Below are 13884 nucleotides of genomic sequence, written 5' to 3' on the forward strand. Positions count from 1 at the left end.
AGAGTAATCATTTACTCTGACCCCTTGATTTTTTAGGCAAGCTTATCGGTTGCTATCCGGTAGCGAGGGTCTTCGTTAACGTTTATCTCAACGAATTTACCTGCCTTATTTAGCAAGCTCTGGCATTCCTGACTCACGTGACGGATATGCAGTTTCTTACCCGCCTGCTCGTATTTATCGGCCAGACCATCCAGCGCATCAATGCCTGATGAATCCCAAATACGGCTGTTCTTAAAGTCGATAACCACATCTTCCGGGTCATTAGCCACGTCAAACAGCTCTTTAAAGTGACTGACTGAACCAAAGAATACCGGGCCACGCAGCTCGTAGACTTTCCAGCCATCGTCATCAATGTGGGTTTTCGAATCAACGTAGCGAGCAGCTTTCCAGGCAAACACCAGCGCAGAAACTATTACCCCAACCACCACGGCAATCGCCAGGTCGGCAATAACGGTAACGGCGGTTACCAGGAACAAGACAAAAGCATCTTCCTTATTAACGCCACGGATTATGCGGAACGATGCCCACTCGAAGGTGCCTATTACTACCACAAACATTACACCAACCAGTGCTGCCAGCGGGATCATCTCAATCAGCGGTGCAGCGAATAAAATAAAGCCAAGTAATACTACTGCTGCGGTGATACCTGATAAGCGTCCGCGACCACCAGAGTTAATGTTAATCATGCTCTGGCCAATCATGGCACAACCACCCATACCACCAAAGAAACCGTTCACGGTGTTAGCAACACCCTGACCAATACATTCTTTGTTACCGCGGCCACGGGTATCGGTCATTTCGTCAATCAGGGTGAGGGTTAACAGTGACTCAATCAAACCCACCAGACATAAAATGACCGAGGTTGGTAAGATGATCATCAGCGTATCCCAGTTAAATGGCACCATAGGGATAGCAAACGTTGGCAGCTCGCCCGCAAGGGTGGCGCTGTCGCGTTGGTCAACCGGGAGCATGTCGCGCACGAAGTCGATAACCGTGCGAGCTTCCAGATCCAGTCCGTGCACTAGCAATGTAATAGTGATAATCGCCGCCAGCGATGCGGGTACGGCTTTGGTCAGTTTTGGCAATAAGTAGATGATTGCCATGGTTAATGCAACCAGCCCCAGCATAATGTAGAGCATAGTGCCGCTCATCCACTCCTGGGTACCCAGTGCGCCAGTGACTTTAAACTGCCCCAACTGGGCCAGGAAAATTACGATAGCCAGGCCGTTTACAAAGCCCAGCATAACCGGATAAGGCACCAGGCGAATAAACTTCCCTAAGCGAAATACGCCGCACAATATTTGCAACAAACCGGCCAATAACACTGCGGCAAACAAGTACTGGACACCGTGTTCGGCAACCAGGGCAACCATAACAACTGCCATCGCGCCGGTTGCACCGGAAATCATGCCAGGACGGCCACCAATGGCAGAGGTAATCAGCCCCATCATAAATGCCGCGTACAGGCCTATCATCGGCTCAACGCCGGCAACAAATGCAAAAGCAACGGCTTCGGGCACCAGTGCCAGGGCAACGGTTATTCCTGAGAGCACGTCATTCTTTACGTTACTTTCTTTACTCGTGATGATATCAAACATTACTATCTCAGCACTGAGGTGGTTAAAAATCGGTCGGCGATCCTACCATTACCAGGCTCATTTGTCCTTTAACAGTTTGTAAAAATCTGCCGCCCGATGCGATAAACGCAGTCAAAGCTGCCCCTTAGAGCATTGCCTGAGCCGGGTAAGTCGTTACCATAGTCGTTAACACCTCAGATAGTAAAAACTTCATGTCTCTCAATAACAAACAGCAAAAGACTCAGGCCATAATCAAAGCGGCTTGTCATTATTTTCTGCAGTACGGTTACAATGGCGCCACTACCGATCTGATCCAGAAAAAAGCCGGCGTTTCCAAAGCCACCTTATATAATCACTTTCCCACCAAAGAGAGTTTATTTGCCTCGGTGGTGAATACCCAGTGCAAACACTTTATTGAACAGGTCAGAGCCATTAGTTTGCCCGATATGCATTTTTCAGAATCGCTGTTTCGTATTGGTGAAGCGTACTTAACTTTATTACTGGCACCAGAGAATCAGGCGTTATTTCGCGCCGTGGTTGTTGAAGCGCCACGCTTCCCGGGGCTTGCGAAAACCTTTTATGATGCCGGGCCCGCCAGTATCCTGCCGGTGATAGCCGAAGCGGTTAACCGCGCTCTGCAAAAGCATGAGCTGGCTGATAACGGTTGCGAGCCGCTGCGTCTGGCGACCGACTTTATTACTGTTTTGCGGGGTAAATCGCAGATGTATTGTTTGCTGCATCCGGATTTTATCCCCGACCAGAACACCATTGCCGAGTGGGTTTCTGAAGCCGTGGATATCGTACTTAATCAGGTTAGCCTGCCATAGGATTGCATTGTGAATTCGCTGCGCCTACACTTTGCAGCAAAAATAACGTCGAAACGTCAGTTATGGATATTAAAGAATACATCGACCAATTCCCGGAAATCGCCGATCGCGAACGTCATGAGCAGTTTACCCTGCTGGAAAAAGCCCGCGACACCAGTTTCAATCCCCCGGCAAAACGCCTGTTCCAAATGTATTGCTGGCTGCTACCGGTATTTATGATTTTTGGCCTGGGTGGTATTTTGTATTCGTTTTTTGGTTACGGCAGTTGGCTACCCATAGCCGCTTTGTTGCTTGGCCTTATTATCTCCCGGCAAATGATTAATCAACGCCGTTCTGCACTAATGCAGAAAGGACTACAGGAAGTGCTCGCAAAAGAGACACCTCCGGCTACATCTGAGTAATTCTGGCTTTCAGTGCATTAAGGCACTCAAACACATCAACGCTGGCATCTTCCATTATTTGCAATGTGTTGATGAGTGTTTGCGAGTCGCCTTTTTCGCTCGCCTTTAATGCTTCGATACCAGACTCATGCACCCGCGCATGAGGGGCTTCCAGCTTTTTAAATTCAGGAAATGAAGCATACAGCGCTTTACCATCGCCTTCGTAATACCATTTACCCAGACGGCACTGATGGTGATCAGCCAGTTGCCCGGCCTGCTGGGTATTTTCCGTGCGGATAGCTTTGTATACGTTAACCTTCCACACTAGGTGATCGAGTTTCACGGTTTGTACAAAGGTGCTCAGGCTAACGGTTGAAATCGCTTTCGCCATCCCGCTGGCCATCGCTGATATTTCATGTACAGACTGATTAATTTTAGTAGCCGACTCCGACACATCCAGTGTTTCAGTATGACTTTGGGCGATATATTGCCTGGTGGTGTCTGTTTGCTGACTGGTTTCCTGGGTAAGAGTAGAAATCTGTTTTGACGCATCTGCCGAGCGCGCCGCCAGAGCCCGGACCTCATCGGCAACCACCGCAAAGCCTCGTCCCTGCTCTCCCGCCCGGGCAGCCTCAATAGCCGCGTTCAGGGCCAGCAGATTGGTTTGTTCTGCAATGCTTTGAATTTGCGTAACAAAGGTCTGTATTTCGCTGGCGGAATTAGAAAGTTCCTCTATAGACTGGTTCATCGACTCGGATTTACCCGCCAGGGTTTGCAGTACGCTCACGCAATGAGTCAGAGTGCTGCTAATCAATGAGAATTCACTGAGCGTGCCCTCAAGTCGCTCTTTTTCGTGACCCACTTCGGTGGCCGACGCGGCCACATCCATACGCACTGAGTCGAGCATTTCCAGCGAATGAAAGAAGTTTTCTACCAGCTTTCTTTCCACTGCCACTTTACTGGCCAGCACTTCTGCATCGGTGTAGGCGGTATGCAGTTGCTGCTCCATATTAGACAGATTCTGTTCCAGGCGGGCGTTTTCTGCCTTTAAACGTTCTATTTCTGCTAATTCAGCTACGGGTTGGCTGCGTCTGAAAATCATTGCGAGACTCAATTTATCCATGGTTAGATAAAATATAGCCTAATTAGTAAAAGCTTATATATAAAAATTCATAATCTGGTGTAGTTGCCATTCACATTATCAGCGTCTGATGCAAGGTTGACTGTATTAACCTTGCCCAGTGCCCGTTAATTGGTGGTATGCTGTTGTTTTCAGAACGCTTTCACTGCCTTCTCGGGGTTCTCAACCGCTATGCAAGCATCCACCTTTGATTTTGCCATTACTGTTATTGGCCCGGTCCTCGTATTACTTATCATGGGCAATGTATTATTGCGCGCCAAACTTATTAATGATGAATTTGTCGCCACCGGCTCCAAACTGGTGTTTACCGTGGCCCTGCCAGCCTTATTGTTTATCTCCATCAGTCAGGCTGATTTCAGTAAAGCGGCGAATCCGGTACTGATCATTACCGGCTTAACCGGCACGCTGGGCTATTTTTTGCTGCTGATGTTAGCCAGTCATCTGATGGTGCCGAATCGCCAGGCAACCGGGGTGGTCACCCAGGGCGGCTTCAGGGCCAATATGGGTATTATTGGTCTGGCTTATTGCGCACAAACCTACGGCAGTGATGGTCTGGCAGCCGCCTCTGTTTATCTGGGTATGGTCACCATTTTGTTTAATGTATTATCGGTATTTATTCTCAATTTTTATCAGGAAGGCAAGCGCTCACTTACCTCACAGATAAAAGGTATTTTGAAGAATCCGCTAATAATAGCCATTGTTATTGCGTTACCCTTCTCATATTTCGACTGGCGTCTGCCCGTATTGCTAACCACCACCGGTGAATACTTCGCACAACTTACCTTACCACTGGCCTTGCTGTGTACCGGCGCCTCATTGCGGTTCCGCTCATTCAGTGCGGACTGGTTTAATATTAGTGTTAGTTCGTTGAGTAAATGTGTGTTTTATCCGGCTGTGATGGTGGGAGTAGCCTATGTAGCCGGGCTGCGCGGCATGCCTCTGGGCATTGTATTACTGATGACCATCGCACCCACGGCCGCTGCCAGTTACGTTATGGTACGCACGCTTGGAGGGGATTACCGACTGGCGGCCAGCATCATCGCCATCACCACGGTATTGTCATTGCCCCTGACGATTGCGGCGTTCGATTTTCTCTCTGGCCAGGGGCTGCTTTAATCGTTACTGCGCTTAACGGTAGTTAGCCGAGTTTGCTGCCGCCCAGACACGCTGGCGAATCTACCGACGTCTGGTTACGCTTTTGCCATTCGGCCGGGGTATAGGTGTGCAAAGCCAGGGCGTGAACCGGCCCGGCTAGTGCTTCAGCCACCAGCGCATTCACCTGGCGGTGACGGGCAATAAGGCGAAGTCCTTCGAAGGCCTCACTGACAACAGTAACCTTAAAATGACTTTGTGCGCCATCCGGCACATTATGCATGTAACTCTCATCCAGCACTTCAAGGTACTGTGGTGCGAGTTCATCAGTTAATTGCTGCTCTATAAAGGGTTTTACCTGCATCATTTATGGCTCACCTGTATCGGAGTTTTCCGCTCCGGGAATATATCGAAAAGTAAGATTAATTCTACCACCGATAGGTTTGCGCGTCTTGCTGAGTCCGTGGTGATAGTATTGCTGCGTATCGCCAGCCATTACCAACAGGCTGCCGGGCTCCAGCATGAGTTCGCTGCGCTCGCCGCTGCGCAAATGCTTAAAACTAAAGCGCCGGGTGCTACCCAGTGAGATGGAGGCTATCACCGGGCGCGGGCCGAGTTCGGGTTCATCATCGGCGTGCATTCCCATTCCATCATTGCCATCGCGGTACCAGTTGGCCAGAACACAATTAAACGGCGCATTTAGTTCTGCGCTCAGTCGTTGCTGCAGTTGCGTTAAACTAGCTGTCATGGGATGCGGTGGCATGCGCAAATTGGAATAGGTATATTCACAATGAGGCGCGCCGTGCCACGATTGTAAGCGCGGAATTTTTACCTCTCGGCCGTACAATTTGATAGTATCCTGCCGCCAGGGTAATTCCTGCTGGAGCTGAAGATACAGGTCTTCAGCCTGCACTGGCGACAGCCAGTCAGACTGATAACGGATATCGGCATCGGGCAGTGATACAGGCGCCAGAGCCGCCGCCTGACTGGCAAATAGGTTAAATTGCATTATCGATAACACCGGGCAAACCACACATCATGAACACAGAGTTTACACTATCTGACCGCACATTGACGCTGATCCGCTATCCGGCCAAACATCAGCACAAGAGTCTGCAGGCCTGGGACAGCGCTGACGAATTGCTTATTGAGCATATCGGGCAGGAGCTACCGGCGTTATCAGGCAGCCAACAGCCGTGGATACTCTTTAACGATGATTTCGGTGCGCTGGGGTGTTGGTTTGCTGAAGAGCAACCGGTGTGGGTGTCTGACTCGAAAATTGCAGAGTTATCGTTTAAGGAAAACCTGACGACCAACCAACTGCCTGATGTGCCAATGCAAGATTGCCTCGCCCCTTTGCCTGACTCTCCGGCACTGGTCGTCATCAAAATCCCTCGCACCCTGGCATTGCTGGAAAGTCAGTTATTGGCGCTGCGCAAGGTGGCCGGGCCGCAAACCGTTATCGTCGCCGGAGCAAAAGTAAAAACCGTTACGCGCTCTGTGCTGGCATTGTTTGAAAAGCTCATTGGCCCCACTAAAACGTCACTGGCGAAAAAGAAATCCCGCCTGATTTTTTGTCAGCCGGATCCCGAAGTGCTTAGCCGCGAAATTAAAAATCCTTACCCCACGGTGTGGCCTTGCCGACTACCCAATGGCCAGACGGTGCAGGTTGCTAATCATGCCAACGTGTTTTCCCGCCAGTCGCTGGATATCGGTGCGCGTTTTCTACTCGAGCATATGCAGGTCAGCGACCATGACAACCTGCTCGATCTGGGCTGCGGGAATGGCGTACTGGGGCTTAATACTCTGAGTATGGCACCAAACGCGAAGGTCACCTTTGTGGATGAGTCATACATGGCGATTGCTTCAGCCCGCCTGAATGTCGAAAACAATTTCCCTGAGCAGCTTAATCAGTGCCGTTTTGTAGCCAGTAACTGTCTGGAATCCTTACTCAACCAGCCTGCCCGGCCAAGCTATACCAAAGTGCTGTGTAACCCGCCGTTCCACCAGCAAAATACCATTACCGACCATATTGCCTGGCAGATGTTTCATGACGCTTATGAACTGCTGGGAAAAGGCGGTCATCTGATTGTGGTAGCCAATCGGCACCTGGATTATTACCATACCCTTAAACGCTTGTTTGGCGGCGTTACTACCCTTGCCAGCCAGAACAAGTTTGTTATTTTTAGTGCTGCAAAACGATAAGGATAACCCATGCTAAGAGCTCTGCTATTTTCACTGCTGATTTTTACCGTGTCTGCCCAGGCCGCCAAAAAAGAAGCGGATGACGGTTCACAAATCCAGCCTGATAATTACTACCCGCGGGTTAAGCTGGAAACCACCATGGGTGATATTGTCATCGAACTGGATCGTCGCCGTGCGCCCATCACAGTAAACAACTTTCTGCGTTATGTGGATAAGCGAAGTTTCGAAGGCACCATTTTCCAGCGCATTATCCCAGGGTATATCGTTCAGGGCGGTGGTTACACAGTGGATTACGAAGAGAAATCGTCTTATCCTGCCATCTTTAACGAGTCAGGCAACGGCCTGAAAAATACCATGTACTCGGTAGCCATGGCCCGCCAGAACGACCCGCATACCGCAACCCGTCAGTTTTTCTTTAATCTGGATGAAAACGATAATCTCGACCCGGGCAGCTCATGGGGCTATGCGGTCTTTGGAGCCGTAGTGGAAGGCTATGAAGTGGTTGATGCCATAGGCGAAGTAGAAACCGAATATAAAGCGACCATTGGTTTCGCCGATGCACCGGTAGAGCCGATTATCATAAATAAAGTGGAACTGCTGCCACCTCAGTTTTGATCCACCTGATGCTTTTCAGGCTTATGTGAAAGCCAGTCGCTGGCGAAGGTAATACAGCTTTCGCCAGTGGCTTTAGAGCGATACATGGCTTTATCCGCCAGGCTCAATAATTCCTGCTCATTGGTTGCATCGTCAGGAAAACAGGCCACCCCGATGCTGGCACCAATTTCGACCAGCACCTCCTGAATAAGGTAGGGTTTGCAAATCGCATCAATGATTTTATCCACCAGCGCCTTACACATTTTATAAGACTCTATATCGGTGAGCAGTAGTGTAAACTCATCGCCGCCAAGCCTTGCCACAGTGTCGGAATCCCGTACGGTCTGCTTCATTCTGACAGCAACACGCCCCAGTAATAAATCCCCAAACTTGTGTCCATAGCGATCGTTTACGCCTTTAAACCCGTTGAGGTCGATAAACAACAGGGCGATTTTTTCATTGCGGCGCCGGGCATGCTTCAGTTCTACCGACAAGCGGTCATTAAAAAGGTGGCGATTAGGTAAATCCGTTAACTGATCGTGATAAGCCAGCAACGTGAGTTCCTGCTGCTGGGCTTTTTGCTGACTGTCATCAATAATGGTGTACACCGTTGCCGGACGGTTACCGATCAGGACTTTACTAACCTCTACCTGGCAATGATATTGCTCGCCAATTTTACGCACACCGAACATTTCACCTTCATGTTCATACAACAAAGTATCAACTTTGCGGCCAAGCAGCTCGCTCGTAGCATAACCACTCATGTTTTCCATGAGCTTATTTACTCTGATAATTTTATGGCTTTCATCAGCTACCAGAATGCCAGCAGCGATCTTATTCACTATGTTATCGACCAAATCCACAGAGTGAATGGCTTTTCGTACCCGCAAGCGGTACATCAAAATTGCCAGGGAAAAGTTAAAAATGGCCAGGAAAAAAGCCAGTCCCTGATAAAAGCGAATTGACATGGCTTCTGCCTGAGTTTCGTGTTCAAGCTCAACGGTAAGCTTGTTCATCAAATCGAGTAACGTGAGGTTTTTTCGCTGCGCCACATCGATGGCTTGCCGGAGGAGCAAATGGTCGTACTCACGGCCAATCAGTTGCCTGATTTTTTGTCTGAGGGGGGACCACTCCAGTAACGCCTGTTGCACTATCTGGGTGCTGGCATCGCTGGTTAGGGGGGCCACTTCAATCACATTGTGATCGGCCGAAAACGTTCGCCCCCCGCGGTGAAAGCTATCGAGAGTAAGGTCGAAACGCTTAAAGGTTTCGCGCAATTCTGCCAGCGCGGCACTGTAAGCTTCTTCGTTAGTATAGGCGTTTTCCATCATCAGCAGGTTTTTCACCAGCCGCTGGCTCAGCATCCGCTGCCTGCCGGAAAGGTTGATATTGATGGCGGCCGCTTCAATACGATAAGACAGCCAGACATTGAGCGAGAGGGCAATAAAGTCGAACGTTAAAAACAACACCACCGCCAATAGCGTTAGCGTTCTGCCATAACGCTGGCTAATAAAGGTTAGTTTGCTTTTGATAGATGCAAATAAGCCCAAGACGTCCCTGCTCCCTGCTTAAATGAATTTGAAAAGACATAGAATAATACCGGCTAAAGTATAACACATACCTCATAAATTAAAGCTGAATTGGCCTGTTCAGTCGAAGCCAGCAAGCAGACTACAAAGGGCGCAAAAAGAAATCGTGAGGCAGTTGCTGTGGCTGAAATAGCTTTCCCATGCGCTCAAACCCTGCACGCTGGAGCACTGCCAGCGAAGCAAGGTTATCCGGCCGGCAAATAGCGCTGACCTGGCGCTCATTAGTATGCGAGGAAGCCCAGCTTAGCACCAGGTTTACCGCTTCACAGGCATAGCCTTTGCCGCGCCCCCGGGGTAAAAAGGCATAACCAAGATCGGGGCAACTCAGAAACGGACGGCGGATAAAGCCACATAGTCCAATTCGCTTATCGCCCTCTGCATCAATGGCTTCAACCAGCCATAAGCCATATCCTTTGGCAGCAAAGCTGTCACTGGCTACGGTTATATACTGGCTGGCCTGACCATCGTCGTTAATACCGCGATCGCCGATAAACGTCAGCCATTGTTTGTCGTTAGTTACCGCCAGAATAAAATCCACATCATCCCGGCTCAGCCGTCGCAGCTTCAGCCGCTCAGACTCAATAATCATGACGGGTTATCCAGTAACTGATCAATCACTGCAAAGTAAGCCGGGTTGACCACTGCCGCCCGCGGGTAGCGGGGCGCTTCGCGATCGTTAACCCGGTGATGCTGCCAACCTGTGGTTGAGGCTATAAAACGCCGGGCGGCCGCTTCGCCGCCTAACTCCAGGCAACCGGCCAGACAGGTGTCGATATAGCTTTGATGGACCGGATAGTCGGCGCTTGAGGGCTCAACCTTTAACGACTCACAAATCCAGATATCGCGCAGTTTTAACCAATCAATCAATCGCTCGGTGAGGTCGTCAGCCAGTTCAAAGTTTAACTGGTCGATAGTCACCGGCGTAAAGCGGTAGTCCTGCTCCCGCTTTTGCAGCGCCGGATCAAGATGGGTAGGCACAAGCTGCGCATTCAGCCAGCCATCTTTTTTCTGATAGGCGCCAACGTAGGTTTGCAGTTCGGGTTCAGAGCGCGTGATCCAGCCCCGCTCGAAACCAAATACCTCAACCTCAACGCCATCGTGGGGAATCCCTGAATGACGACTCCGGGAGTCACTGTTCATCAGACTGCCATAGCCCAGCACAATATGGGGCTCAGAAATGGCCGTCATCCAACGTTCGAGCTGGGCTATGCTTTCCATCGCTTAGTACCTTAAAGGCCGCGCTGGCGGACAATCTCGTATAAACACACCCCGGTAGCCACCGACACATTTAAGCTGGATACACTGCCAGCCATGGGCAGTTTTACCAGTTCGTCACAGGTTTCGCGAGTTAACCGGCGCATGCCCTTGCCTTCGGCACCCATCACCAACGCCATAGGGCCGCTGAGCTTGCAATCATAAATCAGTTGTTCGGCTTCGCCGGCGGTACCAATTACCCAAACCCCTTTATCCTGCAGCTGTTTTAAGGTTCGCGACAGATTAGTGACCTGTATAAAAGGCACTACTTCAGCGGCTCCGCAAGCGACTTTGCGGGCCGTGCCGGTAAGCCCGCCAGACTTATCTTTAGGCACGATCAGCGCGTGGGCACCGGCCGCATCGGCGGTACGCAGGCAAGCGCCTATATTGTGCGGATCGGTCACACCATCAAGCACCAGCAATAAGGGCACGGGGGTTGAATCCAGCAGCCGGTCCAAATCGCTTTCATCGAGCGTTTTGGCTGGCTTCGCCCGGGCCACGATGCCCTGGTGCTGCTCACCTTTAACCTTATCGTCGAGCACTTTACGGTTACAAAACTGCACCGCAACGCCAAATCGACGAGCCTGATTAACAATATTAATCAACCGCTCATCATCACGCCCTTTCAATACCCAGATTTCAATTAATCGTTCGGGTTCGTTTTCAATTACCGCCTGCATGGCGTGCAGGCCGTATAACCATTCTTGCTGTGCCATTAACCTTTGTTACCTTTTGCCGGTCGCCCCTTCTTGGAGCTACCGCGCTTATTAGCTGTACTGCCAGATTTTCCCGCTGGCTTACGTCGTGATTTACCTGATTTTTTCGCACCGCTTTTATCGCCGTCTTTAGCACTACGACGCTGGCGGCCAGCCGATTTTTCATCACCACTGCGCTTATTGACTACTTTGACCTTTTTACCGCCAGTGGAACGCAACCACTTATTATCGAGCACCAGATCGATTTTACGCTCATCCAGGTTCACTGCCGCTACTATTACTTCCAGCTGATCGCCTAAGCGGTACTGGCGCGCTCCGCTCTCGCCGCTCAGGGTTTGCTTCACTTCGTCGTAACGGTAGTAGTCATCGTCGAGGGAGGTAATATGTACCAGACCATCGATATGGTATTCGGTGATGCGCACGAAAATACCAAAGCCGGTCACCGAACTCACCACGCCTTCAAAGGTTTCACCCACGTGATCCTGCATAAACTCACATTTGAGCCAGTCGCTGACATCCCGGGTAGCATCATCGGCGCGGCGTTCAGTCATGGAGCATTGTTCGCCTAACTGCTCGACTTCCTCTTCACTGTAAGACTTGGCACCATGAACCGTCTGCCCTTGTTTTTTAAGGATCGATTTAAGCGTTCTGTGCACCACCAGATCCGGATACCGGCGAATCGGCGAGGTAAAGTGAGCGTAGGCATCCAGCGCCAGGCCAAAGTGACCAATGTTGTCGCCATCGTAGATAGCCTGCTTCATGGAACGCAGCAGCATGGTCTGGATCAGTTCCTGATCAGGGCGACCACGGGTTTTGCTGACCACCGCAGTAAAATCGGCCGGCGAGGCGCCCTCTACAATGCTGTGCGGGATCCCTACTTCGCCCAGATAAGAGGTAAACGCGGTCAGCCTGTCCGCATCAGGCTTGTCGTGCACGCGAAACAGTGAATGCGCTTTATTGTTTTCAATGTACAAGGCCGCACTAACGTTGGCCATGATCATACATTCTTCAATCAGCTTATGGGCATCGTTACGCTCAATGGGCACGATGTTTTCAATCTTGCGCTGGGCATTGAAAACAAATTTACTTTCCTGCGTTTCAAACTCAATGGCACCTCGCTGAGCACGGGCTTTTTTAAGTGCGCGATACAGATCGTGTAAGTGGCGCAGGTGAGGCACAAATTCTTCATAACGTTGATGAAGCTCTTTGTTACCGCTTAAAATCTGCCACACTTTGCTGTAGGTAAAGCGGGCATGGGAATTCATCACCGCTTCGTAAAACTGATAATTCTCCAGCTTGCCCGCCGGGCTGATGGTCATTTCGCATACCATGCACAGCCGGTCAACTTCAGGATTCAGTGAGCATAAGCCGTTCGATAACACTTCCGGCAACATGGGGATAACCTGCTCAGGGAAGTACACCGAGTTACCGCGCTCCAGCGCTTCGGCATCCAGCGCACTGCCCGGCGTCACATACTGACTGACATCAGCAATGGCTACCCATAACTGCCAGCCACCGTTATCCAGCGGCTCACAGAATACAGCGTCGTCGAAGTCTCTGGCGTCTTCACCGTCGATGGTCACCAGCGGTAACTGACGCAGGTCGACGCGACCGGTTTTGTCTTCTTCCTTAACGCTGTCGGTTAACCCTTCAATCTGGCGGGTAACCCCTTTGGGCCACTGATGGGGAATATCGAAAGTGCGCAAGGCCATTTCAATTTCCATTCCCGGCGCCATGTGCTCGCCGAGCACTTCAATAATCCGGCCAACCGGACTGACCCGGCGACGGGGACGCTGAGTAATTTCCACAACCACCACATTGCCTTGTCTGGCACCGTGCGCGTGTTCTGGTGGAATAATAATCTCAAAGTTGATACGGCTGTCATCAGGAATCACCATTCCCATGCCCTGCTCGGTAAAATACCGGCCAACAATGGGTTCTTTGCGGGGCTCTATCACCTGATTAATATAGGCTTCGCGACGACCACGGCGGTCTGTACCGCTCTCACGGGCTTCCACCCTGTCGTCGTGCATAAACATTTGCATCTGCCCGGCACTGATAAACAAATCGCCGGAATTGTCATCGGGACGCAGGAAACCGTAACCGTCACGGTGACCTATAATTCGCCCGCGGATAAGCTTTTCCTGTTGTAGAACGGCATACCGTTTTTGTTTGGTAAATTGAATTTGCCCCTCGCGCTCCATAGCGCGCAGGCGTCGTTGAATACCAATCCGGCTGCCTTCGTCCTGGGCATTTACGCTTTGGCAAATGTCCATAAAGGTCATGGGTTTGCCATGCTCTTTAAGGGTTTCCAGCAAATATTCGCGGCTGGCTACCGGATTGTCGTACTTGGCTTTTTCCCGCTCGTAGTGCGGATCATCTGTCATATAAACTCTGTGGTTTGATGTATTGCTGCCAGTATAATACTAATCTGGCTCATTAAATACTCAATTGCGTATAAGAATTGTAGTGGTATCAGTATATAACGGACCACGGCATAAAAAAAACG

The 13884-nt window shown here is 50.5% G+C and carries 14 protein-coding genes and 1 pseudogene; 5 read left to right on the forward strand and 10 right to left on the reverse strand.

Features of this window, described 5'->3' with window-relative positions; all coding sequences use genetic code 11:
- Window positions 1-32: 32 nt before the first annotated feature.
- Window positions 33-1598, reverse strand: coding sequence for a SulP family inorganic anion transporter (locus tag C6Y40_RS00205; RefSeq protein ID WP_105932777.1), 1566 nt, complete (start codon window positions 1596-1598; stop codon window positions 33-35).
- A 191-nt stretch (window positions 1599-1789) separates the two neighbouring features.
- On the opposite strand from C6Y40_RS00205, the gene C6Y40_RS00210 reads away from it, so the two are divergent.
- Together C6Y40_RS00210 and C6Y40_RS00215 are read left to right on the forward strand one after the other, a co-directional pair.
- Window positions 1790-2404: a TetR/AcrR family transcriptional regulator gene (locus C6Y40_RS00210; protein WP_105932778.1), complete on the forward strand. Its 615-nt coding sequence runs from the start codon at window positions 1790-1792 to the stop codon at window positions 2402-2404.
- A 62-nt stretch (window positions 2405-2466) separates the two neighbouring features.
- Window positions 2467-2805, forward strand: coding sequence for a MerC domain-containing protein (locus C6Y40_RS00215; RefSeq protein ID WP_105932779.1), 339 nt, complete (start codon window positions 2467-2469; stop codon window positions 2803-2805).
- Here C6Y40_RS00215 and C6Y40_RS25495 read toward each other — a convergent pair.
- Window positions 2792-3187, reverse strand: coding sequence for a CZB domain-containing protein (locus C6Y40_RS25495; protein ID WP_420836916.1), 396 nt, complete (start codon window positions 3185-3187; stop codon window positions 2792-2794). The two genes, C6Y40_RS00215 and C6Y40_RS25495, sit on opposite strands and share 14 nt — an antisense overlap.
- A gap of 9 nt (window positions 3188-3196) precedes the next feature.
- A pseudogene (locus C6Y40_RS25500) lies at window positions 3197-3907 on the reverse strand (methyl-accepting chemotaxis protein); the annotation flags it as partial.
- 189 nt (window positions 3908-4096) lie between these two features.
- Here C6Y40_RS25500 and C6Y40_RS00225 point away from each other — a divergent pair.
- Window positions 4097-5041: an AEC family transporter gene (locus C6Y40_RS00225; protein ID WP_105932781.1), complete on the forward strand. Its 945-nt coding sequence runs from the start codon at window positions 4097-4099 to the stop codon at window positions 5039-5041.
- Window positions 5042-5063: 22 nt separating this feature from the next.
- On the opposite strand, the gene C6Y40_RS00230 is transcribed toward C6Y40_RS00225, so the two are convergent.
- Window positions 5064-5381, reverse strand: a complete 318-nt coding sequence (locus C6Y40_RS00230; protein WP_105932860.1) for a BolA family protein — start codon at window positions 5379-5381, stop codon at window positions 5064-5066.
- A 3-nt stretch (window positions 5382-5384) separates the two neighbouring features.
- Window positions 5385-6026, reverse strand: a complete 642-nt coding sequence (locus tag C6Y40_RS00235) for an alpha-ketoglutarate-dependent dioxygenase AlkB family protein (RefSeq protein ID WP_105932782.1) — start codon at window positions 6024-6026, stop codon at window positions 5385-5387.
- 29 nt (window positions 6027-6055) lie between these two features.
- Here C6Y40_RS00235 and C6Y40_RS00240 point away from each other — a divergent pair, with 29 nt between their 5' ends.
- On the forward strand, window positions 6056-7222 hold the full coding sequence (locus tag C6Y40_RS00240; RefSeq protein WP_105932783.1) for a methyltransferase: 1167 nt from the start codon (window positions 6056-6058) through the stop codon (window positions 7220-7222).
- A gap of 9 nt (window positions 7223-7231) precedes the next feature.
- On the forward strand, window positions 7232-7837 hold the full coding sequence (locus C6Y40_RS00245; RefSeq protein ID WP_105932784.1) for a peptidylprolyl isomerase: 606 nt from the start codon (window positions 7232-7234) through the stop codon (window positions 7835-7837).
- On the opposite strand, the gene C6Y40_RS00250 is transcribed toward C6Y40_RS00245, so the two are convergent.
- The 5 genes from C6Y40_RS00250 to rnr form a co-directional block, all read right to left on the reverse strand.
- Complete coding sequence (locus C6Y40_RS00250; protein WP_105932785.1) at window positions 7828-9366, reverse strand: diguanylate cyclase domain-containing protein; 1539 nt, start codon at window positions 9364-9366, stop codon at window positions 7828-7830. The genes C6Y40_RS00245 and C6Y40_RS00250 overlap by 10 nt on opposite strands.
- Before the next feature lie 121 nt (window positions 9367-9487).
- Window positions 9488-9994: a GNAT family N-acetyltransferase gene (locus C6Y40_RS00255; protein WP_105932786.1), complete on the reverse strand. Its 507-nt coding sequence runs from the start codon at window positions 9992-9994 to the stop codon at window positions 9488-9490.
- Window positions 9991-10623 (reverse strand): gamma-glutamylcyclotransferase, encoded by a 633-nt coding sequence (locus C6Y40_RS00260; protein WP_240621794.1) that lies wholly within the window; start codon window positions 10621-10623, stop codon window positions 9991-9993. Before C6Y40_RS00260 ends, C6Y40_RS00255 begins: the two co-directional genes overlap by 4 nt.
- Window positions 10624-10634: 11 nt before the next feature.
- Window positions 10635-11375 carry a 23S rRNA (guanosine(2251)-2'-O)-methyltransferase RlmB gene (rlmB, locus tag C6Y40_RS00265; protein WP_105932787.1) on the reverse strand — a complete coding sequence of 247 codons (741 nt, stop codon included), beginning with the start codon at window positions 11373-11375 and terminating at the stop codon, window positions 10635-10637.
- Complete coding sequence (gene rnr / locus C6Y40_RS00270) at window positions 11375-13762, reverse strand: ribonuclease R (RefSeq protein WP_105932788.1); 2388 nt, start codon at window positions 13760-13762, stop codon at window positions 11375-11377. Before rnr ends, rlmB begins: the two co-directional genes overlap by 1 nt.
- Window positions 13763-13884: the final 122 nt, after the last annotated feature.

The sequence above is a fragment of the Marisediminitalea alba genome (genome assembly GCF_002993365.1).
Taxonomy (GTDB): Bacteria; Pseudomonadota; Gammaproteobacteria; order Enterobacterales; family Alteromonadaceae; genus Alteromonas; species Alteromonas alba.